Raw genomic sequence first — 25,301 nt, forward strand, 5'->3', positions numbered from 1 at the left:
GTTGCAAGAAAACAGCCTCACACAGAGCCACGGAGGGCAAGGAAAGAACGGAAGAAGGGGTTCTCTGTGCCTCGTAGTCCTCTCTGTGCCCTCGCGAAGCCCCGTAGTTTGCGGCGTATGGTTATGCACCTAAGCGGTTGACCATTCAGAGAAGCGGTTTTATATTCTACGTAATGAATGGATTCTCTCGCGTCCGGGTTGGAATACTGGGCGCAACCGGCTACGCGGGTCAGGAGGCGGTGCGGCTCCTGGCGAAGCACCAGGGGGCGGCCCTCGCCCTCGCAAGCTCTCAGAGCGATGCGGGGGCGATGCTGTCCCGGGCGGTGCGGGGCGCTCCCGAACTGGCGATGGTGCGGCTGGAGGATGCGGAGCTGGGCGAATGCGACGTGGTTCTCTCCTGCCTTCCGCACGGCGAGTCCGCGCGCTGGGCGGAGCGGGCGCGCGAGGCCGGGGCGAAGGTGGTGGACCTCTCCGCCGACCTGCGCGTTCCGGGCGACGGTACGCCGGAGTGGGCGCGCGGGGCGGTGTACGGCCTCCCCGAGCTGCACCGCGAGCGGATCCGCGGGGCGGACGTGGTCGCGAACCCAGGGTGCTATCCCACGGCCGCGCTCCTGGCGCTGGCGCCGCTGCTGTGCGCGGGGAACGTGGCCGGGCCGGTGATCGTCAACGCGGCGTCGGGGGTCACGGGGGCCGGGCGCTCGCCCAAGCGCGAGTACCTCTTCGCCGAGGTGGCGGAGGACTTCCGCGCCTACGGGCTGGGCAACACGCACCGCCACCTTTCCGAGATGCGCGACCAGGCGGCGCGGATGAACGGAGGCACGGCGCCGGAGCTCGTCTTCACGCCCCACCTTCTCCCGGTGCGGCGCGGCATCCTGGAGACGATCTACGTCACCCTCCGCGAGCCGCTGGAGGATCCGGCGGAGCTGTGGCGGTCCGCGTACGCCGCGGAGCCCTTCGTGGAAGTGATGGACCGGGCGCCCACGCTGGCGGACGTCGTCGGGAGCAACCGCGTCGCCATCGGGGTGACGCGGGTGGCCGGGGTCTCGGCGCCGATGCTGACGGTGGTGGCGGCGATCGACAACCTGGTCAAGGGCGCCGCCGGGCAGGCCATCCAGAACGTGAACCTGATGTTCGGGCTGGACGAGACGGAGGGGCTGCTGTGAGCGTCGCGGTCATCAAGCTGGGCGGCAACGAGGTGGACGACCGCGAGTGGCTGGCGCGGCTCGCCGATGCCGTCGCGGCGCGCGCGGGGCAGACGGTGCTGGTGCACGGCGGCGGCAAGGAGGTCACCGCCCTGCAGCGCGCCCTCGGCGCCGAGCCCGAGTGGCGCGACGGCCTGCGCGTGACCAGCGACGACGGGATGCGCGCCGTCGCCATGGTCCTCTCCGGGCTCGTCAACAAGCGGATCGCCTCCGCGCTCCTGACGGCGGGCGTGGATGCGCTGGGGATCTCCGGCGAGGACGGCGCGCTGCTGGAGGCGGACGTGGCGCGCGGCGGGGCGATGGGGCGCATCGGCGAGGTGCGGCGGGTGCGGAGCGCGCTCCTCCACGGCCTCCTCGCGCAGGGATTGGTCCCCGTGGTGTCGCCGGTGTCGCGCGGGCCGGACGGGCGAGCCCTCAACGTCAACGCGGACGACGCGGCGGCGGCGGTGGCCGCGGCGATGGGGGCCGGCGAGCTCCTCTTCGTCTCCAACGTCCCCGGCGTGCTGGAGGATGGCGCGGTGGTCGGCGAGATCGGCGCGGACGAGGTGGAGGCGCTGATCGCGGACGGTACGGCGGCGGGGGGGATGGCCCCCAAGCTCCGCGCGGCCGCTCGGGCGGCGGCGGGCGGGGTGGGGCGGGTGAGGATCGGCGGGGTGGAGATGCTGGGCGACGAGGCCGCGGGGACCCGCGTGCACGCCGTCCTGACGCAAGCGGGGGCGACCCCGGAAGGAGCGTGGAGATGACCACAGCGGCGATGTCCACCGGCAGCAGCGCGCTCCTGGGCGTGTACCGTCCGGCGGGGCCCGTCTTCGTGTTCGGCGAGGGGTGCTGGCTCGTCTCCGAAGAGGGCGACCGGTTCCTGGACTTCACCAGCGGCATCGCGGTGAACGCCCTGGGCTACGGCGACCCCACCGTGGCCGACGCGATCCGCGCCGGGCTGGACAGCGGCGTGATCCACACCTCGAACCTCTTTCGCACGCGCCCCGCGGGGGAGCTGGCGGAGTGGCTGGTGGAGCACTCGTTCGCCGACCGCGTCTTCTTCTGCAACTCCGGCGCGGAGGCCAACGAGGGCGCCCTAAAGTTCGCGCGCCGCTGGGCCCGCGCCGAGGGCCACGAGGACCGCACCGACGTCATCGCCTTCCGCGGCTCCTTTCACGGGCGCACGATGGGCGCGCTCGCCGCGACCGACCGCCCCGCGTACCAGGCGCCCTTCCTCCCGTTGATGCCGGGGGTGCACTTCGCCTCGGTGGGCGATGTGGACGGCGTGAGGGCGCTGCTGGCCGGCGGGCGCGTGGCGGCGGTCATCATCGAGCCGGTGCAGGTGGAGGGCGGCGTCCTCCCGGTACCCCCCGACTTCCTCCGGGCGCTGCGCACGATGTGCTACGAGGCCGGCGCGCTTCTGGTCTTCGACGAGGTGCAGGTGGGGCTGGGCCGCACGGGTACGCTCTGGGCACACGAGCAGGCCGGCGTCACCCCCGACCTGATGACGCTCGCGAAGCCGCTGGCGGGCGGGCTGCCGATGGGCGCGGTGCTGTTGACCGAGCGGGTGGCGGCGGCGCTGCAGCCGGGGGACCACGGCACCACCTTTGGAGGCGGGCCGCTGGTGGCGAGCGCAGCCCTGGCCGCCTGCAAGAAGATCGGCGATCCGGAGTTCATGGCTGAAGTGAAGCGCAAGTCGCACGAGCTGGCGAACGGTCTGGGCGCGCTGGCGCTCAGCAACCGCAAGGTCCGCGATGTTCGCGGCGCCGGGATGGTGTGGGGCGTGGAAGTGGAGGGTGGGGCCGCCGACGTGGTGGCGCGCGCCCTGGAGGCCGGTCTGCTGCTCTGCACCGCGGGGACCAACGTGGTGCGCATCCTCCCGCCGCTGGTGGCCTCGGACGACGAGCTGCGGCGCGGGATCGACATCCTGGACGAGGTGCTGTGATGAACAACGCAGTGCGCAGTGCCGAGTACCTGGTGCCCAACGGGTATGGCTCGGCCCCGGCATCCTCCGGTGAGCAGATCGTCGTGCGCCCCGCGCTCCTTCCGGACGTGGCGCAGATCGAGGTGCTGATCAACGGCTTCGCGGACAAGCAGCTGATGCTGCACAAGACGACGGTGCAGCTCGCCCGCACCTTTCGCGAGTTCGTGGTGGCGCTGGACGGGTCCGGCAAGCTGCTGGGGTGCGCCGCCCTCCGCGTCTACACGCCGCAGCTCGCCGAGCTGGCCTCGCTGGCGGTCGACGAGTCCGCGCACGGCATGGGCGTGGGCCGCAAGCTGGTGGCCGCCGTCGAGGAAGAAGCAGCGCGCCACGGCATCGGCACCGTCTTCGCCCTGACGCTGCAGGACGTCTTCTTCCACAAGCAGGGCTACCGCACGGTCCCCAAGGAGATGTTCCCCCTCAAGGTCTGGGCGGACTGCCGCGGCTGCGCCAAGCTTGAGAAGTGCGATGAGATCGCGGTGGTGAAGGAACTTGAGTGCTAAGTGCTAAGTGCTAAGTGCTAAGTGCTAAGTGCTAAGTGCTAAGTGCTAAGTAACAGCTGTTCAGGACTTAGGACTTAGGACTTAGCACTTCCCAAACAAAGCCGGACGAGCGAGCCGAAAACTCGCGAGCTACCCATACAGGAGACCGCCCCAATGCCCAAGCAAACCATCGTCCTCGCCTACTCCGGCGGACTCGACACCTCCATCATCGTGCCCTGGCTGCGCGAGAACTACGACGCCGAAGTGATCTGCGTGGCGGGCGACGTGGGGCAGGGGGACGAGCTGGAAGGCGTGCACGCCAAGGCAATCGCGTCCGGGGCGAAGGAGTGCTACATCGAGGACCTGCGCGAGGAGTTCCTCACCGGCTTCGTGTGGCCGACGCTCCGCGCGGGGGCCATCTACAACCGCAAGTACCTCCTGGGCACCTCGATGGCGCGCCCCATCATCGCGCAGCGGCAGGTGGCGGTGGCGCAGAAGATCGGCGCGTCCGTCCTCTCGCACGGGTGCACGGGGAAGGGGAACGACCAGGTGCGCTTCGAGCTCACCTACGCCGCCCTCGCGCCGGAGATGAAGGTGATCGCCCCCTGGCGCGAGTGGGACATCCGCTCGCGTGAGGACGCGCTGGACTACGCGGCGCTGCACAACGTGGCGGTGACGGCCACGCGCGAGAAGATCTACTCCCGCGACCGCAACATCTGGCACGTGAGCCACGAGGGCGGCCCGCTGGAGGACCCCAACTACGAGCCCACCGAGGACCTCTTCCTCCTCACGCGCTCGCCCGAGGACGCGCCCGCGAAGGCGGAGTACGTCACCATCACCTTCGAGGCCGGCGACCCGGTGGCCGTCGACGGCGAGGCGCTCGCGCCGGTGGCGCTGCTGGAGCGGCTCAACGAGATCGGCGGGCTGCACGGGGTGGGCCGCATCGACCTGGTGGAGGACCGCCTGGTGGGGATGAAGAGCCGCGGCGTCTACGAGACCCCGGGCGGCACCCTGCTGTACGCCGCGCACTCGGAGCTGGAGCAGATGGTGCTGGACCGGCGCACGCTGGCGCTCAAGGACGCGCTCGCCCCGCGCTACGCGGACCTGGTGTACGAGGGCCGCTGGTGGACCACCGAGCGCGCGGCCATGGATGCGCTGGTGGACGTGACGCAGCAGCGCGTGACGGGCGACGTGCGCCTGAAGCTGTACCGGGGCACGCACACCATCGCGGGCCGCACCTCGCCCTACTCGCTGTACGACGAGCGCTTCGTCACCTTTGGCGAGGACGACGTCTACAACCAGGCGGACGCGGCGGGCTTCATCCGCCTCTACGGCCTCCCCATGCGCGTCGCCGCGCTGAAGGAGCAGGAGACGGCGGCGCCGCTCGGAATTACGCCGCTGACCGGAGAGCTGGCGGCGGACTGAATGGGAAGTGCTAAGTCCTAAGTGCTAAGTGCTGGGTAACTCACTCAGCACTTCAGGACTTAGCACTTAGCACTTAGGACTTTACACCCCAACCGGGGACCGAACCGATGCCCGCATCCGCCACCCATCCCGACCCCACGCCGAAGCCCAAGCTCTGGGGCGGCCGCTTCGCCGCGGAGCCGGCGCCCGAGATGGACCGGCTGAACCGCTCCCTTCCCGTGGACCTCCGCCTGTGGCGCGAGGACGTGGCGGGGAGCCAGGCGTGGGCGTCGGCCATCGCCGCGGCGGGGGTCATCACCCACGCGGAGTGGCTGCGGCTGCAGGCGGGGCTTGATGCCGTGGCCGCCCGCCTGGAGGGGTGGTCCGCCGACGACTGGCGCGCCGCGCACGACGAGGACGTGCACTCGCTCGTCGAGCGCCTCCTGTACGAGGAGGCCGGCGACGTCGCCGGAAAGCTCCACACCGGACGCTCGCGCAACGACCAGGTCGCCACCGACTCGCGCCTCTGGGCGATGGGCGCGATTGCGCGGCTGGACGCGGCGGTGCGCGAGCTCCAGCGCGCCCTCCTGGAGCAGGCGGAGGCGCACCGCGCCACCGTGATGCCGTCGTACACGCACATGCAGCGCGCGCAGCCGGTCTCGGCGGCGCACTGGTTCCTATCGCACGCCTGGCCGCTGGCGCGCGACCGCGAGCGCCTGGGGCAGGCGCGCGACCGCGTGGCCGTCCTGCCGCTGGGGTCCGGCGCCATCGCCGGGTGCCCGTTCCCCGTGGATCGCGTGCTTCTCAAGGAAACGCTGGGCTTCCACGCCGTCTCCCCCAACTCCATCGATGCGGTGGCGGACCGCGACTGGGTGGCGGAGCTGCTCTTCGTGGGTGCCACCGTCGGCATGCACCTGTCGCGGCTGGCCGAGGACCTGGTGGTCTTCGGGTCGCAGGAGTGGGGCTTCGTGCGCTTCTCCGACCGCTTCAGCACCGGCTCGTCGCTGATGCCGCAGAAGCGCAACCCGGACGCCATGGAGCTGGCCCGCGGCAAGGCGGGGCGCCTCATAGGCAACCTGACCGGGATCCTCACCGTGCTGAAGGGGCTCCCCTCCGGCTACAACAAGGACCTGCAGGAAGACAAGGAAGCGCTCTTCGACACCTTTGACACGCTTGAAGCCCTTCTCCCGGCCGTCGCGGGTACGGTGCGCACGCTGGAGCTGAACGCCGAGCGCTGCGCCGCCGCCGTCGATGCCGGCATGCTCGCCACCGACCTGGCGGATTTCCTGGTGCGCCGCGGGATGCCCTTTCGCGAGGCCCACGGCGCCGTCGGCCGCCTGGTGCGCACCGCGGAGGAGACGGGGTGCGCCGTGGACGAGCTGGACCGGGCGATCTTCCTGGAGGTGTCGCCGCACTTCGCGGACGCGGACTTCGCCCACCTCTTTTCCCCCGCCGCCTCGCTCGCAGCCCGCGCCGGCATCGGCGGCACCGCGCCGGATGCCGTGCGCGAGCAGATCGCGGCCCTTCGCGCTCAGCTCTGAAGAAACGGCGAGATGAAGAAAGCGGGAGCCCCGGACCATCCGGGGCTCCCGCCTTTTGTTACCCGCCGGCCTGCGTTCCGTGCAAGCTGGGACAGCTCACGGCGCCCTGCTGCGGCGCGGCGGCTCCGGTGAAGGAGCCGAGCGTCTTCAGGTACTCCAGCAGGGCGAGCCGCGCCTCCTCGGGAAGGTCGGTGCCGTACTCGTGGCCGGTGTTCGCGTTGCCCACCACCTTTGTGTCGAACGTGCTGGAGCCGGGCTGCGCCGTGGTGACGTACCCTACCTTGGCCGGGTCGTACTCGGCGTGGCCCACGGGGAAGCTCCGGCTCCGCTGCGCCGCCGGCAGCAGCAGCTCGTACAGGCTGGGCACGGAGCCGTTGTGGAGGAATGGCGCCGTCGCCCATATGCCGCGCAGCGGGCGGGTTCCGTACATCCGGGTGGTGCGCCACACCACCTCGCTGTCCGGAATCCCGTTCATCACTGCCTGCTGCGACGCGGGCACTTTGAACGTCCGGTACGCCTGCGTCTTGAGGGCGTGCAGTACGGGGGCGACGGAGTCCGTGAACCTCCCGTTGCCGAGCGGGGCGGCGAAGTTGACCGCGCGCATGGAATCGGTGCCGACCACCGCGATCGGATAGCACGGGTCGCCGGCCGGCTTCTCCGCGTGGCACCCGGCGCAGCGCTGGCCGAACAGACCCGCGCCCTGGCTCGCTTTCGCCGGGTCGATCGGGGGAAAGGCGGACGGCCAGCGCGGCTCCGGAAGGAGGCGCGCCAGCACTTCCAGGCGGTGGATGTGGACCGGATTCAGCGTGGAGCGCATCGAGCGCTTGTCGTACACGGCCCCCACGCCCAGCGCCTGCCCCAGGTTGCGCTCCATCACGGAGTTGGTGTTGGCGTCCCAGTGCAGCCAGGCCTGCTGCCCGAATCCCCACAGGTGCGGGTAGCTGACGGGTGCGTTCGTCGGCACGGCCTTCTGGGGATAAATCCGGTTGCGCGCCACGCCGAACGCGTCCACCCGCCCCGGGCCGTCCGGCGGTCCCGATCCGCCCTTTTCGCCGCTGAGCCCGGTGATGGTGGCCACACGGTCGCGAAGCAGCCGCGCGATGATGATCACCTCTCCCAGTGATCCCGAAAGCGCCGTGCTGGCCGGCGGCGCCAGCTTCCGCAGCGCCTCGGTCTCGAGGGCATCCAGCGACTCCCTGAAGCGCGACTCCGCCCTGCTCCCTTCCTCCTGCGAATACCGGGCGCGGAGCTGCTGGTGAGCGGGGTGGGTGCTGTCGAACGGGACCTTTTCGAGATCGACCGCCGGAAAGCGGGTCGAATCGGCGCGAAGCTCCTCCCCCAACGCCGCCAGGAGGGCCTCGTCGTGCGGCGCGACGGTGTCGTCCGCGAGCGAACGGAGCCCCTCGGCGGCCGCCGGGTCGCGGCTCTTCGGCAGGCGGAGCGGCTCTGGACCTCCGTTCGGTGGGGGCAGCGCCTTCAGGTCCCGAACGAAGCGTATGAGCGCTTTCGGATGGCGGATGGTATACCGGATGTTCCCGGCGAGCGCCGCCTTGAACCCATCCGCGTCGAATCGGCTCGGGCCTCCGTCGATGCGGATGCGCTTCCCCTGGTACGTGACCTCGTTCACGTGGCACGCGGCGCAGTTGAAGCCGAGCATCTGCACCCCGAGAAAGCGCGTGTCCACCGTTGGTCCCGCGGTGACGCCGACCGGAAGACGGTACGCGTTCTCGGGATCGGCGATCAGGCCGAACCGTTCCGGGTTCTCCAGGAACGGCCGTCCCGTGCTCGAATCGCGGAGGGCCCTGACCCAGTCCAGCGGAATCACCTCGCTTCCTTCCGTCAGGTGATAGAACGCCTCTCGCTCCTGCGCCGTCAGCGGGCGCGGCTCCGTCGAGCTGGGGATGTCCTTTGTGCCCACGTCCGGTTGCTGGCCTTTAGGCTCGCAGCCGGCCAGCAGCGCCACGATGCCCGCTCCAGCCACGGGTAACCAGTAGGATTTCGGCACCATGACGCGACTCCCGGTCCGGGTTTGAGAGGCCATTCGCTCGTGACCTCCTGTTGCATGTGGCGCTCTAAAAGACGCGTATGGTGCGCACATTGAATCGGGTACAGCCCGAACGCAAGCATTCTGTTCCGCCACGCCTCCCCGATATGTGTCCCCAACGGGAACGGATGGCGGGCGATCGCGCACGGTTTCGCTGGTGAAGTGTCTCGTGGGGATGAGGATGCGAAGGTGCGCGCGCCTGCGGGTCCATCTCGCGTCGGCGGTTGGGCGCGCGTGAGATTTGCACCGTCCGCGCGTCTCGAACTTCGCCGCACCGCAACCAAGCCGCATCCATGACGAACCCCCGCGCCATCCTCCCGGACCCGCGCCTCACGGCCCGGATCTTACGGACCGCGCCGCTCCTGTACACGGAGGGGGCGGACCCCGAACTGGACCGGCCGGCCCACGTGCGCGCGGGCTCGGGGATCGCGTGGGTGGGCGAGCGGCTGGCGGTGGTGCAGGACGATGCCGCCTTTCTCGCGCTCGTAGATCCCGCCACCGTAGAGGTGCGGGCGATCGCTCTGGAGGCGGCGGAGGGCGGGGTGCGCCAGTTCGACGACCAGCGCGGCAACAAGCACCTCAAGGCGGACCTGGAGGCGTGCGTCACCGTGCCCCACGACGGCGCCGAGGTGCTCCTCGCCTTCGGCTCCGGCTCCACTTCGAAGCGCGAGCGCGTGCTTGTGGCACGCCGCCTGGACACCGCCGAGCCCGCGGTGGAGATGGTGGATGCTTCGTCGCTCTATGCCCTGCTTCGCGGCGAGCGCCGCTTCAGCGGGAGCGAGATGAACATCGAGGGGGCGGCGCTGGTCGGGAGCGTGGTGCGCCTCTTCAACCGCGGCAACGGCGCCGCGCGCGATGGGCTCCTGCCGGTCGATGCATCGTGCGACCTCCCGCTGGCCGCGCTCCTCGCGTACCTGGGTGACCCGTCCGGCCCGCCGCCCGTCCCGGTCAACGTCGTCCAGCACCACCTCGACGCGATCGACACTCTCCGATTGGGCTTCACCGACGCGACGGCGCGCGGCGGCACCGTGTACTTCAGCGCCGCCGCGGAGGATTCACCCGATGCGACCCGCGACGGCCGCGTGGCCGGCTCGGTGCTCGGTGTTCTGGACGGAGAGGGGGGCCGCTGGACGCTGCTCGTGGACGCCGCGGGCGCGCCCTTTGACGGCAAGGTGGAGGGAATCGCCTTCTGGCGCGACCACTCCCACCGCCTCTGGGCCGTCGTCGACGCCGACGATCCCCAGCGGCCATCGGAGCTCTGTGAGATCGAGCTGATCGGCGATTGGCCGGCGTAAAAAGCAGAGGCCACCCGAAGGCGGCCTCGCGCCCGGTCGCCGAAGCAAGCCGGGGGGGTGGGACTACCAGGACAGCAGGGGCAGCGCGTCGACCTCGCGGAAATGTGCGTCCTTGGTCACGACGGTGAGGTCGTGCTGCTGCGCCAGGGCGGCGATCCAGATGTCGTTGCCGGGAATAGGCCGGCCCCGGATCTTGAGGGTGCCCCTGATCCCGCCGTAGTGACGCGCCGTTTCCAGGTCACAGGGGAGAAGCTTCCTGCGGGCCGCGAACTCCTCCGCCTCCGCCATCTCACGGCGATTCGATATCTCGGCGCCATGGAACAGCTCGCCCATAGCGGTCGCCGGAACGAACACCTCCTCGGCGGCGGCGAGTAAGCCTTGAGCGGCCAGACTCCCCTTGAACAGGTCGATGATGAAGTTGGAATCGAGGAGGATCTTACCGGCCATCTGGATCCATCTTCCAGCTATCCAGATCCACCGTTTCGCATCCCTCCTCGATCGCCCTGCTGACCGCATCCGCCTCTTCGTCAGTCCAGATACCCGCGAACCGCAACAGGTTGTGCCCCGGTTCTCCGCGGAGCGGTTCCCCGCTTATCTGGCGAATGTAGCCCAGCACCCGATCCTGGTCCGCGGGAGTGAGTGCCGCTAGCCGCTCGTGGATCTCCTTCTCCTGCGTCTTCATCCCCACTCCCCGGTTGCACGCTCGCGAACCCGATCCTATAGGGAAGATACGCGCGAAAGCGAAACCGGCTCCCGGCTCGAGCTTACCAGGACAGCAGAGTAAGCGCATCAACCTCACGGAAGTGCGCGTCGCGCGTTGCGAGGGTGAGGTCGTGCTGCTGGGCGAGGGCGGCGATCCAGATGTCGTTGCCAGGAATGGGACGCCCTTTCCGTCTCAGTGCGTGCCTGATTTCACCGTAGAAGCGCGCGGTCACCAGATCGCAGGGGAGCACCTCGTTGATGATGGCGAACCGTTGGACACGCGCGAGCTCGGCAGTACGCCGGTTCGCCCGCTCCGCACCGAAGAACAGCTCCCCCATCGCGATACTCGGCACGTAAGCCCGCGTGGAGCCTGAGACGACGCTCTGGGCTTCGCGGCTACCGGCGAGGACGTCTACGAGGATGCTGGTGTCCAAAAGAAGCTCACCAGCCATCCGGATCCACGCGCCTGCACTCCTCCTCGATCGCCTTCCACATCTCCGCTCCCTCTTCCGGCGTCCAGATTCCGAAGAAGGACTCGAGGGCCTCACCCGGAACGCCCACCGGCTTGCCTTCGGATGGGAGGCGACCAGACGCGATCGCGTCCCTGAACGCGCGAGCGGTTCCATCGGCGACGACAGGCGCCTCTGTATCTGCGCGGGGCGGGTCGCCGTTCAACTCGCGCGCGTAGTCCAGGAGGGCCTGCTGCCGGGCGGGGCTCAGCTTCGCCAGCCGCGCGAGAATCTCCTCCTCCAGTGCCGCCATCCGATCCTCCCCTGGGTGCTTCACGAGCTACGATCCTATAGGGAAGATACGCGCGAAAGCGAATCAGGTTCCCGGCTCACCAGCACTGGTCGGCGGCGAGAAAGGTGCCGGCGGCGGCTTCGTCCAGAGGGGGGGAGAAGAGGTAGCCCTGGGCGTACTGGCAGCCCAGGCGGCGCAGGTCGGCGAGGGTGTCTTCGCGCTCCACGCCCTCGGTGACGACGGCGACGCCCAGGGCGTGCGCCATGGCCACGATGGTGCGCACCAGGTGCGGGCTCTCGGCGCCCGCGTCGGGGCCCAGGAAGGAGCGGTCGATCTTGATGGCATCCAGCGGGATGCGGTGCAGGTACGAGAGCGACGAGTACCCCGTGCCGAAATCGTCCAGGTAGAGCTGCACCCCGAACTCCTTGAGGCGGCGCATCGTCTCGGCGACTTCGGCGGTGAGCTGTAGGACGATGCTCTCGGTGATCTCCAGCTTGAGCGTGCCCGGCGCGATCCCGGAGCGGCGCAGCGCCTCGCCCACGCGCGCCGCCACGTCGGAGTGGGTGAACTGGCGGGCGGACAGGTTGACGGCCATCGTCAGCCGCTCGCAGCCCGGGCGGTCCTGCCAGCGCCTCAAGGTGGCGCACGCCTGCTCCAGCACGTACAGCCCCAGCGGCAGGATCAGCCCCGTCTCCTCGGCCAGGGGGATGAAGACATCGGGTAGGACCGTGCCGCGCTCCGGGTGCTCCCACCGCACCAGCGCCTCGAAGCCGGCGATGCGCCCCGTCTCCAGCGACACCACCGGCTGGTAGTGGACGGTGAGCTCGTCGCGCTCCAGGGCACGGCGCAGGTCGCCTTCGAGCCGCAGGCGGTCCATCGCGTGGCCGTGCATCTCCAGGTCGAACACCTGGTACTGGCCTTGGTCGCGGTCCTTGGCGCGGTACATGGCGATGGCGGCGTCGCGCAGCACGTCCTCGGACCTGGCGTAGCCCGTCATGGACAGCGCGATTCCCACGCTGGCGCCCGTGAACACCTCGCCGCCGGCAAGGTGGAAGGGGGCCGAGAGCGCCGCCTGCACGCCCTGCGCTACTCGGACGGCGTCGGCAACGCCCTCGGCGCCGTCCAGCAGGATGGCGAACTCGTCGCCGGCCATGCGCGCGAGCATGGAGTCGGGGCGGATGCACTCGCGGATCCGCTCGGCCACGGCGCAGAGCAGCTCGTCGCCCGCCTCGCGGCCGAGGCCGTCGTTGACGCGCTTGAAGCGGTCCAGACCCGCCACCATCACCGCGAACGCGCCGTCACCCCGCTGCGCGCGCTCCACGGCCAGGTCCAGGCGGTGGATCAGGAGGCCGCGGTTGGGGAGGCCGGTGAGCTGGTCGTAGAAGGCGTTGTGGAGGAGCTTGCGCTCCAGCGCCTTGCGCTGGGTGAGATCTTCGCAGCAGGTGACGAGGCCGGCCGGGCGCCCGCGCGAGTCCACCACCACGTCCGAGCGCAGGAGCACGGGGAAGGGGGTGCCGTCCTTGCGCAGGTTCACCGTCTCGCGGCTCCAGCTCACCACCCCGTCCGTCTCGCGGGCGCGGAAGGGCTGGTGGCGGTCCTCCGGGGCGAAGATGCGGGCGTGCTTGCCCCGCAGCTCTTCGACCGTGTAGCCGTGGATGCGCGCCTCGGCGGGATTGGTGTAGAGGATGCGCCCTTCCAGGTCGGTGATGGTGATGCCGACCTGCATCGTCTCCACCGCCTTCTCCAGCACGCGCAGCGACATCCGCCCGCGCGCGGTTCCCAGCGCCCCCACGAAGCCGGCCGCCGCGCGCTCCATCCCCGCGCCGGGAAGGGCGAGCGCCACCAGCTCCGCCACGCCCGCGAGCGTCGAGACGTCGTCGTCGGTCCAGGCGCGCGGGCGCGAGTCCACCACGCACAGCGATCCCGCCGTGTCGCCGTCGGCGGTGCGGATGGGGACGCCCAGGTAGCCGCCCTCGCCCAGCCACACGCCCGGGTCCTCGTCCACGTACTCGTGCGTGCGCGCGTCGGTGATGCGCAGCGGGCGCCCCTCGGCCACCACGTGCCCGCACAGGGTGCGCGCGAGCGGGGCCTCGCGGCGGGTGCGCCACGCATCGTCGTCCCCGGTGCCCGCGGACACGGTCGTACCGTCCGCCAGCGAGAGGAAGGCGGCGGGTGCCTCCACCAGGCGGGTAGCGAGGCGCACCAGGCGCGCGAGGTCGGCGCCTGGGATAACCGTTCGGGATGGGGAGGCGAGGCTCACGGGCGCTCGGCGGCCAGAGTGTCGCCGCTGGTGCGGCGTGGATGGCGTGCGGGGCTGAGTTGTGCGGGAGAGGGATAGTAATATCCCCCAAACCGCTCCGGAAGTGTCATGAGTGACACCCTCGCCCCCGATGCATGTTCGTGACGCACTTCCCGCCTCCATCGTCACGATTCCGCTCTGAACGGGCCAGTGCGAGTGCCGGGGAGTACGGGCCATGCACTTTTGACGCCGTTGGGGGCATCCTCGCGCGCAACAACGTCTTGGGCGTGGCGAACGGCACCCCTTGTCTCACGCGGAGGCGCGGAGAAGCTTCGCGTCCCGCGCCCGCGGATGAGGTCCACTACTGGCGGCAGGGCGCGTTGGGGTCCTGCTTCGGGCCGTCCACCACCAGTCTCGCGGGGCGGTCCGCCACGGCGAACGCAATGTCGCGGACGAAGCCGGCAACGCGCACCAGCCCGTCGTAGTCGATGTACTGCGGCTCGTCGCCCACCTGGTGGTAATCCACGTGGTAGCCGCGCGACAAGTAGGTGATGGGGATGCCGTAGCGCGCGTACATGAAGTGGTCGCTGCGGCAATAGCGGTTCAGCGGGTGACGGGGCGCGTCGAAGGAGTAGTCGATCGACATCCGCTCCGTGCGGGCGGCGTTCAGCGAGTCGATGGTGGCGCCGAGCTGGGTGGAGAGGCGCCGCGACCCGATGAGCTGGATGTAGCGCGGCCCGCCGCCGCGGATGTCCTCCGCCCGGCCGCGCCCCACCATGTCCATGTTCAGCGCCGCCACGATGGAGCCGAGCGGCACGGTGGGATGATCGGTGAAGTGCTGCGAGCCATACAGCCCCGACTCCTCCGCCGTGTGCGACACGAAGAGAATCGACCGCCGCGGCCGCCGCGCGGATGCCATCGCCTCCGCGATCTCCAGCAGCGCGACGGTGCCGCTGCCGTCGTCGTCCGCGCCGTTGAAGACGGAGTCGAGGCGCCTGCCACCGTGCGCCCGGCGCATGCTGTCCGCCAGCGCGCGGATGCGGGACGCCTGCGCCGGCGTGGGTGTCCCAGTGGGATCGTTGGCGCCCTGGGGACGCAGCACCCGGTTGTAGGCGCGCACCGAGTCGTGGTCCAGCGGCACCGTCGTCCGCCCGACGTGGTCGTTGTGCGCGCTGATGACCACGTACTCGTTGCGCAGCCGCGGGTCGCTCCCGCGCAGCACGGCGATGACGTTGCGGGAGGGTGCGTCCAGCGGCCGGGGCGCGAATGAGAAGGTGCCGCTGACCGCGCGCCCCGCCGCCCCCGGACGCAGCCCGGCCGGCGCCGCACCCAGCATGCGCTCCGCCACCGCCACCGTCACCAGCATCCCCGGCGCGCCTGTCGCGGGAGCCGCGGCGGGGTCCGCGAGCTCCGCCTGCTCCGCCTGCACGTACTCCAGGATCGAGGGCGGCGAGATGTCCAGCGAGGCGATGGCGACCGCGGCGGCGGCGGGGTACGGGTTGGTGCTCTGCGTGCGCCAGAAGCGGTACTCGCCCTGTCCGCCCGCTCCGCGCGGCGGCAGGAGGACGACGACCTTGCCGCGCGACTGCTGCTCGGAGATCATCTCGCTCCCGATCCGCCCGCCGAACACCACCTGCGTGCCAAGTGCGGCGAGGGTGGGGGCGAAGGGGAAGACATCTTCGGTGGTGGGAAGAGGCGCCCAATCGGTCCACAGGCGCAGCGCGGAGCCGTCCACCGAGAGCGCGGCGCCGGGGTTCAGCCCCTTGCGCACCAGCGGGATCGTCTGGAAGAAGGTGCCGTTGTCGCCCATCGGCTCCAGCCCCGCGCGGCGCAGCTCGGCGGCGATGAACTCGGTGGCCATCACGTTGCCGCGCTCGCCGGACTGGCGCCCCTTCATGGAGTCGTCGGCCAGCACGTACAGGCGCGAGCGGGCGTCCTCCACGCGGATGGGTCCGGCGGTGGGGCGGGCGGCGTGGGTGCGCGGCCCATCCTGCGCGGCGAGCGGCGCGGCGATGATCGTGGCCACGGCCAGGAGCTGTGCGATGCGAAGCTGGGTCACGGACGGGTATTGGTGTGGGTTGCGGATTCCGCTGATCTGCATCTCACGCGGAGGCGCGAAGTCGCGGAGATAAAAGCATCACACGGAGGGCGCAGAGGGAACCACGAGCAAGGGAGAACTTCCTTTTGCTCTTCTCTCTGTGGCTCCGTGTCTCTGTGTGAGCCCTGCCGTTTTCTTTTGGCGATCGACGTCGCGTCACTCGGCTGTATTCTTCTTTGCTCGGGTGCTCTTTCGGCCGGGTGCCTTCTTCGCGGCCTTGCGTGGGCGCACCTCGGCGGACACCTCGACCGACGCGCTCAGCGCCGGCACGCCCGGCTGCGAGCGGCGCGCGGCCCGCTCCACCACCTCGCGCGCTTCCACCAGGAGCGCCTCCATCCGCAGCAGGATTCCCTGCAGCTCCGCCGCCTCGCCGGGGGGTAGGTGCTCCGTGTCCTCCTGCTGGTGGAAGACGAGGACGTCGACCAGCCCCATTGTGGCGAGGCGGGTGAGCACGCTGCCGTCGGGCTGCTCCTCACCGGTCTCCCACCGGCGCACGGTTTCCTCGCCGCCCTCCAGGCCGAGCTGCTCGGCCAGCGACGCCTGGCTCAGCCTCAGCCGCCCGCGAATCCCGCGGATGATCTGCCCGATCAGGTGCTTGGGAAGGAGTCTGAGGTTCATGGCCGCCTGCCGGTAGAAGGGATGCGCGGTGCTCGCGTGCGTCCGACGCAAGCGGGGGGCCGGGCAGCGGCGCGGCGCGGGGGGGCACGGGCAGCCACGCGGGGCGGCCCCTACGGAGATTGGTGGATTGGACGGCGGTCGAGGCGCGCGGAGGGTGGGCGCGATGAATCGCGCCCCTACGCGGGCATTGGCACCCCGCGCGTAGTTCTCCCCCTCGCTCGCCCTGCGCCCCCGCTGGCGGGGGAGGGGGCCGGGGGGAGGGGGCACTCTACCCCAGCACCCGCCGGGCGGCGCGCTCCAGCACGTCCACCGCCACGGGAAGCGAGTCTTCGCAGAGGTCGAAGCGGGGGGAGTGGTGCGGGTGGACGGCGCCGCGTCCCTCGTTGCGGGCGCCCACGAAGAAGTAGCAGCCCGGGACGCGCAGCAGGAACTCGCCGAAGTCCTCGGAGGCCATCGTGCGCACGTCGGGGTCGGTGCGCACGCGCTCGGCGCCAACGACTTCGAGAGCAGCCAGGCGTACGGCTTCGGCGAGGGCGGGGTCGTTGATGGTGGGCGGGGTGTCCTGCACGTAGTCGAAGCCGTATTCGGCGCCCAGGGCGGAGCACACGCCGGCCACCACGCGCTCGATGCGGCGCGGGAGCTCGGCGCAGGCGTCCACGTCAAAGGCGCGAACGGTGCCGGTGAGGCGCGCCGTGTCCGCGATCACGTTCTGCGCGGTGCCGGCCTGGAAGGTCCCCACCGACACCACCGCCGAATCCAGCGGCGACACGTTGCGCGAGACGATGCTCTGCAGCGCCACCACCACCTGGCTCCCCACCATCACGGCATCGATCGTCTCGTGAGGGAGGGCGCCGTGCCCGCCGCGCCCGCGCAACGTGATCTCGAACGACCCCGCCGACGCCATGAACGGCCCCGGCACCACGCCGACCACGCCGCTCTCCATTCCCAGCCACACGTGCAGCCCCAGCGCGGCGTCCACCCCCTCCAGCACCCCCTCCTCCACCATGCGCAGCGCACCGCCGCCCCCCTCCTCGGCGGGCTGGAAGACGTAGCGCACGGTGCCGCCCCACTCGCCGCGCGTGCGCGCCAGCCTCTCCGCCACCGCCAGCCCGATGGCGACGTGCGCATCGTGCCCGCAGGCGTGCATCACCCCCGCGTGCGTGGAAATGAAGTCGTGCGCGCACTCCTCCTCTATGGGGAGCGCGTCCATGTCCGCGCGCAGCAGGAGCGTGGGCCCCTCACCCGCGCCGCCGTGTAGCGTGCCGACCACGCCCGTCTCGGCCACTCCGGTCTGCACCTCGTAACCCGCGGCGCGCAGCCGCTCCGCCACGATGCCAGCCGTGCGGTGCTCCTGGAAGCCGAGCTCCGGGTGCCGGTGAAGGTCGCGACGGGTGCGGATGAGGAGGTCGTGCTCAGCGGTTGCCATGCGATAAGTGCGTAAGTGGGCGCCGGGCTACAAAGTCTCCAGGCGCTCGTGAGCTCAGACGTAGAGCCGGGCGAACAGGTGCTCCGACGGGTGGCGGATGAACTCCTCGGGGTCGTGGGTCACGAACCCCTGGCCCATTCGCGCGTTTCGCATGTCGGCGATCCAGCCGACCTCGGGGGGAAGCGATTCCGCGAACGCGCGCAGGACCTCGTCGTCAGAGGCGAGCGCCTCCTCCAGCTCCATCCCAACCTCGCCCCGTGTACGGTTTCCGTAGTCCTGGTCGTCCTCGGTGAGGGGCAGCCCCTTCTGGACGAGATACAGCGGTCCCTGGTGGGGCGGCTCCACCAGCTCGATCATGCCCTCGATGAACGCGGCGACGTCCGCGCACTGGTAGATGACAACGCCCCCATCGTGGCAGACGTAGTAGACGGGCCCGAACACGCCCGAACCCGGCACGACGTCCACGCTCCAGAAGTTGCCGTACCCGTCCGTGGCGATGGGCAGCGTATACGGGAAAAGCGCCTCCAGCACGTCGCGATGCCAGTTGCCGGCGAAGTTCACCGAGTCCAGCAGCGGCACACCCTCGACTACCTGCGTTACGCGCAGCACGTCGCGGGCGGCTGCCGGAACCGGCATGCCCCACTCCGCCTCCAGCTCGTCGATCTCCGCTTCCGACAGCGGCGGCGCGAACCGCACGCGCACGACCTCGCCGCGCTCGTCTGTCCACTCCCGCCCTTCCAGCGACCGGAGCAGCTCGGCAACAGGCATCATCGGCGCCTACCGGTCCCGGTCCAGCATGCTTCCTTCGTGCACGGCGTGCTCGCGCGCCGTCTCCTGCGCGGCTTCGTTGCGCGAGGACTTCTGGTACTCGTCGCGGATGCGCTGCATCATCTGCTCGCGGCGGTCGAAGAGGCGCCTGGGGGTGCGCGGCGCGTGCTGGTCGAGTGCGTATGCGGCCAGGATGGGGAGCGCCACCGTGGAGTCGACGTAGCACACCACGGCGTCGGGAAGGCGCTCGGGGTCGATCTTCCCCCACGATACGGCCTCGGCGGGGGTGGCGCCGGAGAGGCCGCCGGTGTCGGGGCGCGCGTCGGTGATCTGGAGGAAATAGTCGTGGCCGCGCTCGTCGATCCCCATCACCTCCTGGATCTGCGGCTCCGTCTGCAGGGCGAAGTTCTTGGGGCTCCCGCCGCCCAGAATCCAGATCGCCGACTTGCCGCCGCCGCGCTTGGCGTCCAGGACGATGGAGGCGGTCTCGTTGACGTCCGCGTTGACGTCGAACATCAGTTTGTTTCCCTGCAGCGCCTTGGCCGCCACGTTCATCCCGATCGACGAGTCGCCGGGGGACGAGGTGTAGATGGGCACCGCGTGCTCGTACGCCGCCGCCAGCAGCGACTTGCGCCCGATCCCCAGCTCCTCCTCGCGCGCGGCCACGTACTTGCCGCACAGGTAGTGGAACTCGGCGGACGACATTGCACGCTGGAACTCGGGGCCGGTGATGATCTGGCGGAAGAACGCGTCCGTGTCCAGCAGCACCGAGTAGTCGAAGAAGATGTCGTAGATGCGTACGACCTCCTCCTCGCGCAGCACGGTGTCGGAGATCTGCGCGCTCCCCTGGCGCAGCTCCAGACCGATGCCGAAGTGCGTGTCGTGGTACAGGTTGGCGCCGGTGGAGATGATCCAGTCGACGAACCCGGCCTCGATCAGCGGGATCACGGAGCTCATCCCGAGCCCCGCCGGCGTCAGCGCCCCCGTCATCGTAAGCCCGACGGTGACGTCCTCCTCCAGCATCTTCTTCGTGAGAAGGTGGCACCCCTCCCGAAGCCGCGCCGCGTTGTACGCCTGGAACGTCCCGTCCACCAGCTCGGACACGCTCAGCCCCGGCCCGATCCGCGTGGGCTCGATGCGCTTGCCGCTCAGGAATTTGCTTTTGGACATGTCCTCTAGTCCTAAGTGCTAAGTGCTAAGTCCTGGGGCCTGGTGCACGCAGGACAGATCGTACATCTTGAGGAGAGCGCGTTTGGAGCCCTCCCGTAAGGAAACGATGAAGATCACCCGTTTTGAGGATCTTCTGGTGTGGCAGAAATCACGAAGCCTGGCCGTTGCCGTATACCAGATCACCGGGACCGGCAGCTTTGCGCGCGACTTTGGGCTGCGCGACCAGGTCAGGCGCGCGGCCGTGTCCGTGATGTCGAACATCGCCGAGGGATTCGGGCGCTACAGCCGACCCGAAGTCCGCCGTTTCGTCACGATTGCCCGGGGCTCTCTCGCCGAGGTGCAGAGCCAGCTCTATCTCGCCCGGGATCTCGATTACCTCACCGAAGCTGATCATCGGTCGTTGAACACCCGCTGCACTGAGGTAGCCCGGATGCTCGCCGCTCTCCGGACGTCCCTCGAACGCACTCAAATCCCTCCCCACCGCTCAGCACCCAGCACTTAGCACTTAGCACTTAGCACTTAGCACTTAGCACTTAGCACTTAGCACTTCTTTTACTCCCCGTCGTGCTTCTCCGGGCTGGCCGGCGCCGCGCCCTCCGCTTTTGGCCGCACTTCCTTCCGCACGCTCTTCTCTTCCGCGGCCGCGCAGTTGCGTTTGTGGCAGTCGACGATGATCCGCGCGACCTCCGCGGGCGAGTCGGTAACGACCATGAGGCGGAGGTCCTCCGGCGAAATCTTTCCCTCGGCCAGCAGGGTTCCCTCGATCCAGTCGAGAAGGCCCTGCCAGTACGAGCGGCCGAAGAGGATCACCGGGAAGTCGCGGACCTTGTCGGTCTGGATCAGCGTCAGCGCCTCGAACAGCTCGTCCAGCGTGCCGAAGCCGCCGGGGAAGATGACGAACGCCTCCGCGTACTTGACGAACATCGTCTTGCGGACGAAGAAGTACCGGAAGTTGATGGCGACGTCCACGTACGGATTGACGTGCTGCTCGAAGGGGAGCTCGATGTTGCACCCCACCGACATCACACCCGCGTCGCGCGCGCCGGCGTTGGCCGCTTCCATGATCCCCGGGCCGCCGCCGGTGAGGATGGTGAAGCTCGCCTCGCCCAGAAGCCGCGCCGTCTCGCGGGCGAGGGCGTACTGCTCGTGGTCCGGCTTCACGCGCGCGGAGCCGAAGATGGTGACGGCGGGGCCCAGGTTGGCCAGCGCGTCGAACCCCTCCACGAACTCGCCCATGATGCGGAAGACCCGCCAGGGGTCCGTGTGCACGAAGTCGCCCGCCCGCGCCGGCGCCTGAGCGGGCGACTCGAGGAGCCGCTCGTCCTCGGTGGGGGTGCCGGTGCGCGCCGCGCGGTTGAGCGTGGGGTTGTCCTGGTTGACCTGGGCCATCGTACCCGTGTCGCAGTGGTGAACGCGCCGCCCTCGCGCCGGAGCGGCGCGCACGACAAAATAGAGCCGGGCCGCCGCCACGCAAAACCGCGTCCGCGGCCGGCGCATCTTTCCCACACGCGTGAGACCGGATGAGGGGACGTACGGGCAGGATATCGGGGTGGGTGATGGGGGCGGCGCTGGCCCTGGCGGCGTGCCGCGGCGACCGCACGGACGCCCCCGAGGTGCAGACGGTGGTGGACACGACGAGCGCGCCCGGGGCCGTGGTCACGCTCGCCGTCCCCGAGCCGATGGCGTGGAACCAGGAGGACACGATCGTGGTCGCCCTCACCAACCGCACCGCCACGCCCATCGAGGGCGCGCGCATCCAGCTCGTAATGCAGGGTGCGGTAGGCGCCGTCGCGGCGCCGGCCGGCACGCCGGGCGCTCCCGCCATCGACTCGGCCGGCGGCGAGACGCGCGTTACGTGGGAGCTGGGGACGGTGGCGCAGGGGGCCGCGGTGGAGGTGCGCCAGGCCGTCCGCACCCCGCCCGCACCGGCGGCTGCCGCCGCGACGACGCCCGTCTATCCGGTGCGCGTGTCGCTCCTTTCGCGCGCGGGGGCGCCGCTCGCGGCTCCGCGGCAGGACACCATCCGGATTCGTCCCGGTTCCGAGCGGGCGGCAGGCGGGTGCGCCACGGCGGGATCGTCGCCGGCGCAGCGCTACGGCATCGGCCCGGTGCGGCTGGGGATGAAGTCCGCCGCCCTCCGCGCGGCCTGCCCCGAGGCGCGCGACACCGCCTGGGAGGCCGAGGGGGTGGCGGAGAAGGGGCTCCTCGTCTCGCTGGCCGGGCGCGCGGTGGTGGCGCAGCTCGCGGGGGACAGCGTGGTGCGCATCGTGGCGGTCTCGCCCGAGGTGCGCACGGCGGTGGGCGTGGGGATCGGCTCCACGCTGGGCGACCTGCGCAGCCGCTACGGCCGGCTCTGTGCACTGGAGGCCGAAGGGCGCCTCGCGCTCTGGTCGCCCAACGCGCCGGGGGTCAGCTTCGGACTGGCGCCGGCCGACACCGCGGGCGCCGCCGCGCAGCCCGACTCGATCCGCGACGAGGTGAAGGTGGCGTCGCTCTGGATCCACGGAAAAGACACTCCATGCCCGGCGCGGCCGGAAGGGACCCGATGAACATCTCTCTCGCCTTCCTGGCGGATGAAGCCAACGTGTCGCAGGAAGGGAAGCTGAACGTGCTGGGCATCTTCGACCGTATCAACGCCGCGAACTTCCCCGTCATCCACCCGCGGATGGTCTTCGCCTTCCGCGTGCAGATGGAGTTCGGCGACGCGGGGCGCACCTTCCCCGTCGAGGTGCGCCTGCTGGACCAGGATGGTACCGCGATGTTCGAGGCGGTCGGCGAGATCATGGCCCCCGCCGTCCCGCCGGGCGAGTTCGCCACCGCCAACCAGGTCTTTTCGATGGTCGGCGTGCAGTTTCCCGCTGAGGGGATGTACCGCTTCTCCGTGAGCATCGGCGGTGCGGAGCCGTACGACACCCCATTCCTGGTGCAGGCCACGGCCAGCGATCCCATGATGAACTGACCGGCGGCGCACTGGTTGGCCGCTTTCGGCGTCCTCGTGCCTCAGGAGCCTGCAAATGGATCCCGCCGACCGGTTGGAACTCATCGACGCAGACTGGAGCGCCATCGCCAGGGAGGCGCGGGCGCGGACCCGGGCCGCGCTCCCCAGCTACCGCCGCACCGGCGTGGTGGTCGGTGGCGCCGCGCTGGCGACGCTTCCATTCGCGCCCCCCATCGGCGTGGCCCTGGGGCTCCTCGCGGGCCTTTACTACGCCGTCGTCGTCCGCCCGACCACGACGGGGGACCCCCTGGTCTTCGTGGGGCGAATCGTGGGGCGGCGCATGTGGAGGAAAGTCTGGGACGCCAACGAAGGGCCCTCCAACGCGGAGAACCGCGTGGAGATCGCCCACTTCGCCAAGTGGATGGTAGACGCCCGCATCGACACTCGCGTGGCGCTTCGGCCGGATGCCCAGCCCGTGCTGGCGGAGCCGGTGCGGGAGATGGACTTCGCGGTACCCCGGGAGCTGTTCCTGGACCTCGCGGACGGCGAAGCGGTCGGGTTCATCGTGACGCCGGCCAACGACCTGCTTGGATACGTCACCTCCGCCGGGCAGGCCGTCTGGTTCGCCGAGCCCATCGACCTGGCCTGGAAGCGCGGCGGGTACAAGGTGCTCGACGACCCCGAGGCGTGGCCGGAATAGCCGGGCACCCTTCGCATCCACATCAAGCAATGGAAGAGATCCGCGTCCGCACCGGCGAGCGCAACGCGTTGGTCGAGATCACCGCGCAGGTGGAAGCAGCCGTCCGCCGCACCGGCGTGCGCGAGGGGATCGTCGTCGCGCAGAGTCTCCACACGACCGCCGCGCTAACCGTCAACGAGAACGCCGATCCGGACGTGGTGCACGACGTCCTGCGCAAGATGGACGAGATCGTCCCCGCCACCGAGCCGTACTACCGGCACGCAGAGGGGAACAGCGATAGCCACGTGAAGACCTCCCTCCTCGGCCCTTCGCTCACCCTCATCGTCCACGACGGTCGCCCCCTCCTCGGCCGCTGGCAGGGCATCTACCTGTGCGAGTGGGACGGCCCGCGCGAGAGGACGGTCGCAGTGCAGGTGATTGGTTCCGCCGGTTGATTGAGGGGAAGCGTGCCACTTCTACGGAAAACGATATGGGTAGTCCGATGACTGATCGAGCCGCCGAACCCCGGCCTCTGCCCCGGGGATGTACCCTGGAGGGATTGCGAGATCTTTTCGCGTCCCTTCCACATCTTTCGGTAGACGAGATCGACAGCTTCGAAAAGGATATCAAGAGGCTCGATCCCAGTTGGCCGATCCTGCCTTGATGCGGGATCCCTGGGAACGTTGATCTACGAACAGACTGCTATAGAGGCGAAGATGGATAGACTTGTTCTTCTAAGCGCTTGCCATTCTTCGCTCGCGGCGGTCTCGTTTCAGAACGCACTCGATCCACGATGCCAATCCTAAGTTCTGCTTCCCAGATCGGCGCGGCGCTGCGGCTGGCTGCGCGCGGCTTGATGGCGCGCAACGAGCCGGAGCCGCCGCTGGAGGCGCCGCGCCGCAAACCGGCCGTCGAGCGCACCGGAGTGTTTGCGGATGCAGCGTCGGTGGAGCGCTACCTCCGCGCCACCGAGGGAGCGGACATTGCCGCGCTTCAGGGCGAAGGCGCGCCGCTTCCCCCGCTCTTCCCCACGACGTGGGAGACGGAGCGGTGCCTGGAGCTCTTCGCCGGGCTGGACCGCCCGCTCCCGGTGGGCGGCGTGGTGCACCTGGAGAGCGAGATCCTCTGCCTGCGGCCCATCCGCCGTGACGACACGGTGCGCTGCCGCGTGGAACTGGAGCGCGCCGAGCGGGTGAGCCGCGGGTTGCGGCTGACGGTAACCGCGCGCAACTGGACGGCCACCGGCCAGCTATGCTCCCAGAGCACCGCCGTCTTCCTGGCCCGCACCCGCGCGCCGCAGGAGCCCCGCACCGACGACCCGACCCGGCGCGACCCCGCCGCGGAGGGGCCCCAAACATGGGAGCCGCTCGCGAGCTGGGTGCTGGGCGGCGGCGCCGGTCGGCGGTTCGCGCGCGCCTCGGGCGACTACAACCCGATCCACCTGTGGGGCTGGACTGCGCGTCCCTTCGGCTTCAAGCGCCCCATCCTGCACGGCTTCTGCACCGCGGCGATGGCGGCGCACGCCCTTGTCGAAGGTCCGTTGGGGGGCGACCCAACCGCGCTCCGCCGCATGCGCATCGCGTTCCGCGCCCCGCTCCCGCTCCCGGCCCACGCCCGCCTCTGGGTGGGCGACGCCGACGGCCAGCGCTGGTTCCGCGTCACCGACGATCCCGGCGACACGCTTTTCGCGCAGGGCACCTGGGCGGGCACCGTCCGCGCAGATCCGACCTGACTCTGGCAACACGGAGGTGAGGCCCGCCATCCGCCGACGATACGGCCCGGTCGGACGCGCGGCCGGCCGGTTGGGCGAACGACGTTTGGACACGGCGCGGGGACACGCCACTGTTGGCGGACGTGGCTGTTCCGTTCCCCGCAACCGTTTGGTCGATGATGCACACTCGCAGTCGTCTGCTAATTCCCCTGCTCCTGCTCACGGCCGCGCTGGCGTCCGCCGCCCCCGCGCAGGGGCCGCCTGAGGTCGCGGGCAACTGGCT

The 25,301-nt window shown here is 70.2% G+C and carries 25 protein-coding genes; 13 read left to right on the forward strand and 12 right to left on the reverse strand.

Going from position 1 to position 25,301, the window contains the following annotated elements; all coding sequences use genetic code 11:
* The first annotated feature begins 173 nt into the window (after positions 1-173).
* The 6 genes from argC to argH all read left to right on the forward strand — a co-directional run bounded on the left by argC (position 174) and on the right by argH (position 6,589).
* Positions 174-1,163, forward strand: a complete 990-nt coding sequence (gene argC, locus VF584_24370) for an N-acetyl-gamma-glutamyl-phosphate reductase (protein ID HEX8213332.1) — start codon at positions 174-176, stop codon at positions 1,161-1,163.
* Positions 1,160-1,945 (forward strand): acetylglutamate kinase, encoded by a 786-nt coding sequence (gene argB / locus VF584_24375; GenBank protein HEX8213333.1) that lies wholly within the window; start codon positions 1,160-1,162, stop codon positions 1,943-1,945. The genes argC and argB overlap by 4 nt, the downstream gene beginning before the upstream one ends.
* Positions 1,942-3,126 (forward strand): acetylornithine transaminase, encoded by a 1,185-nt coding sequence (locus tag VF584_24380; protein HEX8213334.1) that lies wholly within the window; start codon positions 1,942-1,944, stop codon positions 3,124-3,126. The genes argB and VF584_24380 overlap by 4 nt, the downstream gene beginning before the upstream one ends.
* Positions 3,126-3,665 (forward strand): N-acetyltransferase, encoded by a 540-nt coding sequence (locus VF584_24385; GenBank protein ID HEX8213335.1) that lies wholly within the window; start codon positions 3,126-3,128, stop codon positions 3,663-3,665. Before VF584_24380 ends, VF584_24385 begins: the two co-directional genes overlap by 1 nt.
* Before the next feature lie 153 nt (positions 3,666-3,818).
* Positions 3,819-5,069 (forward strand): argininosuccinate synthase, encoded by a 1,251-nt coding sequence (locus VF584_24390; GenBank protein ID HEX8213336.1) that lies wholly within the window; start codon positions 3,819-3,821, stop codon positions 5,067-5,069.
* A gap of 107 nt (positions 5,070-5,176) precedes the next feature.
* Positions 5,177-6,589: an argininosuccinate lyase gene (argH, locus tag VF584_24395; GenBank protein ID HEX8213337.1), complete on the forward strand. Its 1,413-nt coding sequence runs from the start codon at positions 5,177-5,179 to the stop codon at positions 6,587-6,589.
* A 58-nt stretch (positions 6,590-6,647) separates the two neighbouring features.
* Here argH and VF584_24400 read toward each other — a convergent pair whose 3' ends face one another.
* Positions 6,648-8,570, reverse strand: coding sequence for a di-heme-cytochrome C peroxidase (locus tag VF584_24400; protein ID HEX8213338.1), 1,923 nt, complete (start codon positions 8,568-8,570; stop codon positions 6,648-6,650).
* 356 nt (positions 8,571-8,926) lie between these two features.
* Between VF584_24400 and VF584_24405 the strand changes: the two genes are divergently transcribed.
* Positions 8,927-9,928: a hypothetical protein gene (locus VF584_24405; GenBank protein ID HEX8213339.1), complete on the forward strand. Its 1,002-nt coding sequence runs from the start codon at positions 8,927-8,929 to the stop codon at positions 9,926-9,928.
* Positions 9,929-9,991: 63 nt separating this feature from the next.
* Here the strand turns inward: VF584_24405 and VF584_24410 are convergent, their stop codons facing one another.
* From VF584_24410 to speY, 10 genes are all read right to left on the reverse strand, one after another.
* Positions 9,992-10,375 carry a PIN domain-containing protein gene (locus tag VF584_24410; protein ID HEX8213340.1) on the reverse strand — a complete coding sequence of 128 codons (384 nt, stop codon included), beginning with the start codon at positions 10,373-10,375 and terminating at the stop codon, positions 9,992-9,994.
* Entirely contained in the window at positions 10,365-10,610 is a 246-nt protein-coding gene (locus tag VF584_24415; protein ID HEX8213341.1) for a hypothetical protein, read from the reverse strand. The genes VF584_24410 and VF584_24415 overlap by 11 nt, the downstream gene beginning before the upstream one ends.
* Before the next feature lie 82 nt (positions 10,611-10,692).
* Entirely contained in the window at positions 10,693-11,064 is a 372-nt protein-coding gene (locus VF584_24420) for a type II toxin-antitoxin system VapC family toxin (GenBank protein HEX8213342.1), read from the reverse strand.
* 7 nt (positions 11,065-11,071) lie between these two features.
* The gene (locus tag VF584_24425; GenBank protein ID HEX8213343.1) at positions 11,072-11,392 is read right to left on the reverse strand and encodes a hypothetical protein; all 321 of its coding nucleotides are present in this window, start codon (positions 11,390-11,392) and stop codon (positions 11,072-11,074) included.
* A 76-nt stretch (positions 11,393-11,468) separates the two neighbouring features.
* Positions 11,469-13,631, reverse strand: coding sequence for an EAL domain-containing protein (locus VF584_24430; GenBank protein HEX8213344.1), 2,163 nt, complete (start codon positions 13,629-13,631; stop codon positions 11,469-11,471).
* Between the two features lie 340 nt (positions 13,632-13,971).
* Complete coding sequence (locus tag VF584_24435; protein ID HEX8213345.1) at positions 13,972-15,669, reverse strand: M28 family peptidase; 1,698 nt, start codon at positions 15,667-15,669, stop codon at positions 13,972-13,974.
* A 195-nt stretch (positions 15,670-15,864) separates the two neighbouring features.
* On the reverse strand, positions 15,865-16,326 hold the full coding sequence (locus tag VF584_24440) for a hypothetical protein (GenBank protein ID HEX8213346.1): 462 nt from the start codon (positions 16,324-16,326) through the stop codon (positions 15,865-15,867).
* Between the two features lie 268 nt (positions 16,327-16,594).
* Positions 16,595-17,752: an amidohydrolase gene (locus VF584_24445; protein ID HEX8213347.1), complete on the reverse strand. Its 1,158-nt coding sequence runs from the start codon at positions 17,750-17,752 to the stop codon at positions 16,595-16,597.
* 54 nt (positions 17,753-17,806) lie between these two features.
* A complete protein-coding gene (locus VF584_24450; GenBank protein ID HEX8213348.1) occupies positions 17,807-18,523 on the reverse strand; it encodes an SMI1/KNR4 family protein in 717 nt (238 codons plus the stop codon).
* Positions 18,524-18,529: 6 nt separating this feature from the next.
* Positions 18,530-19,690 carry a deoxyhypusine synthase gene (gene speY / locus VF584_24455; protein ID HEX8213349.1) on the reverse strand — a complete coding sequence of 387 codons (1,161 nt, stop codon included), beginning with the start codon at positions 19,688-19,690 and terminating at the stop codon, positions 18,530-18,532.
* A gap of 106 nt (positions 19,691-19,796) precedes the next feature.
* Here speY and VF584_24460 point away from each other — a divergent pair, with 106 nt between their 5' ends.
* The gene (locus tag VF584_24460) at positions 19,797-20,192 is read left to right on the forward strand and encodes a four helix bundle protein (GenBank protein ID HEX8213350.1); all 396 of its coding nucleotides are present in this window, start codon (positions 19,797-19,799) and stop codon (positions 20,190-20,192) included.
* Positions 20,193-20,242: 50 nt separating this feature from the next.
* On the opposite strand, the gene VF584_24465 is transcribed toward VF584_24460, so the two are convergent.
* Positions 20,243-21,079, reverse strand: a complete 837-nt coding sequence (locus VF584_24465; GenBank protein HEX8213351.1) for a TIGR00730 family Rossman fold protein — start codon at positions 21,077-21,079, stop codon at positions 20,243-20,245.
* 131 nt (positions 21,080-21,210) lie between these two features.
* Between VF584_24465 and VF584_24470 the strand changes: the two genes are divergently transcribed.
* From VF584_24470 to VF584_24490, 5 genes are all read left to right on the forward strand, one after another.
* Positions 21,211-22,239, forward strand: coding sequence for a hypothetical protein (locus VF584_24470; protein HEX8213352.1), 1,029 nt, complete (start codon positions 21,211-21,213; stop codon positions 22,237-22,239).
* Positions 22,236-22,649, forward strand: coding sequence for a hypothetical protein (locus tag VF584_24475; protein ID HEX8213353.1), 414 nt, complete (start codon positions 22,236-22,238; stop codon positions 22,647-22,649). Before VF584_24470 ends, VF584_24475 begins: the two co-directional genes overlap by 4 nt.
* A 55-nt stretch (positions 22,650-22,704) precedes the next feature.
* The gene (locus VF584_24480) at positions 22,705-23,328 is read left to right on the forward strand and encodes a hypothetical protein (protein HEX8213354.1); all 624 of its coding nucleotides are present in this window, start codon (positions 22,705-22,707) and stop codon (positions 23,326-23,328) included.
* A 29-nt stretch (positions 23,329-23,357) separates the two neighbouring features.
* The gene (locus tag VF584_24485; GenBank protein HEX8213355.1) at positions 23,358-23,762 is read left to right on the forward strand and encodes a secondary thiamine-phosphate synthase enzyme YjbQ; all 405 of its coding nucleotides are present in this window, start codon (positions 23,358-23,360) and stop codon (positions 23,760-23,762) included.
* A 338-nt stretch (positions 23,763-24,100) separates the two neighbouring features.
* Positions 24,101-25,039 (forward strand): MaoC/PaaZ C-terminal domain-containing protein, encoded by a 939-nt coding sequence (locus VF584_24490; protein ID HEX8213356.1) that lies wholly within the window; start codon positions 24,101-24,103, stop codon positions 25,037-25,039.
* Positions 25,040-25,301 lie beyond the last annotated feature (262 nt).

Origin of the sequence: Longimicrobium sp., assembly GCA_036389135.1 — a bacterium.
In the GTDB taxonomy this organism is placed as follows: Bacteria; Gemmatimonadota; Gemmatimonadetes; order Longimicrobiales; family Longimicrobiaceae; genus Longimicrobium.

What these genes read in the sequence shown, in the direction of transcription:
- VF584_24440 (HEX8213346.1), bottom strand. Translation starts at nt 16,326, where the DNA reads ATGAACCTCAGACTCCTTCCCAAGCACCTGATCGGGCAGATCATCCGC.
- VF584_24460 (HEX8213350.1), top strand. Translation starts at nt 19,797, where the DNA reads ATGAAGATCACCCGTTTTGAGGATCTTCTGGTGTGGCAGAAATCACGA.
- VF584_24410 (HEX8213340.1), bottom strand. Translation starts at nt 10,375, where the DNA reads ATGGCCGGTAAGATCCTCCTCGATTCCAACTTCATCATCGACCTGTTC.
- VF584_24465 (HEX8213351.1), bottom strand. Translation starts at nt 21,079, where the DNA reads ATGGCCCAGGTCAACCAGGACAACCCCACGCTCAACCGCGCGGCGCGC.
- VF584_24415 (HEX8213341.1), bottom strand. Translation starts at nt 10,610, where the DNA reads ATGAAGACGCAGGAGAAGGAGATCCACGAGCGGCTAGCGGCACTCACT.
- argH (HEX8213337.1), top strand. Translation starts at nt 5,177, where the DNA reads ATGCCCGCATCCGCCACCCATCCCGACCCCACGCCGAAGCCCAAGCTC.
- VF584_24480 (HEX8213354.1), top strand. Translation starts at nt 22,705, where the DNA reads ATGGATCCCGCCGACCGGTTGGAACTCATCGACGCAGACTGGAGCGCC.
- speY (HEX8213349.1), bottom strand. Translation starts at nt 19,690, where the DNA reads ATGTCCAAAAGCAAATTCCTGAGCGGCAAGCGCATCGAGCCCACGCGG.
- VF584_24490 (HEX8213356.1), top strand. Translation starts at nt 24,101, where the DNA reads ATGCCAATCCTAAGTTCTGCTTCCCAGATCGGCGCGGCGCTGCGGCTG.
- VF584_24390 (HEX8213336.1), top strand. Translation starts at nt 3,819, where the DNA reads ATGCCCAAGCAAACCATCGTCCTCGCCTACTCCGGCGGACTCGACACC.
- VF584_24385 (HEX8213335.1), top strand. Translation starts at nt 3,126, where the DNA reads ATGAACAACGCAGTGCGCAGTGCCGAGTACCTGGTGCCCAACGGGTAT.
- argC (HEX8213332.1), top strand. Translation starts at nt 174, where the DNA reads ATGAATGGATTCTCTCGCGTCCGGGTTGGAATACTGGGCGCAACCGGC.
- VF584_24470 (HEX8213352.1), top strand. Translation starts at nt 21,211, where the DNA reads ATGAGGGGACGTACGGGCAGGATATCGGGGTGGGTGATGGGGGCGGCG.
- VF584_24475 (HEX8213353.1), top strand. Translation starts at nt 22,236, where the DNA reads ATGAACATCTCTCTCGCCTTCCTGGCGGATGAAGCCAACGTGTCGCAG.
- VF584_24445 (HEX8213347.1), bottom strand. Translation starts at nt 17,752, where the DNA reads ATGGCAACCGCTGAGCACGACCTCCTCATCCGCACCCGTCGCGACCTT.
- VF584_24485 (HEX8213355.1), top strand. Translation starts at nt 23,358, where the DNA reads ATGGAAGAGATCCGCGTCCGCACCGGCGAGCGCAACGCGTTGGTCGAG.
- VF584_24450 (HEX8213348.1), bottom strand. Translation starts at nt 18,523, where the DNA reads ATGATGCCTGTTGCCGAGCTGCTCCGGTCGCTGGAAGGGCGGGAGTGG.
- VF584_24405 (HEX8213339.1), top strand. Translation starts at nt 8,927, where the DNA reads ATGACGAACCCCCGCGCCATCCTCCCGGACCCGCGCCTCACGGCCCGG.
- VF584_24425 (HEX8213343.1), bottom strand. Translation starts at nt 11,392, where the DNA reads ATGGCGGCACTGGAGGAGGAGATTCTCGCGCGGCTGGCGAAGCTGAGC.
- VF584_24380 (HEX8213334.1), top strand. Translation starts at nt 1,942, where the DNA reads ATGACCACAGCGGCGATGTCCACCGGCAGCAGCGCGCTCCTGGGCGTG.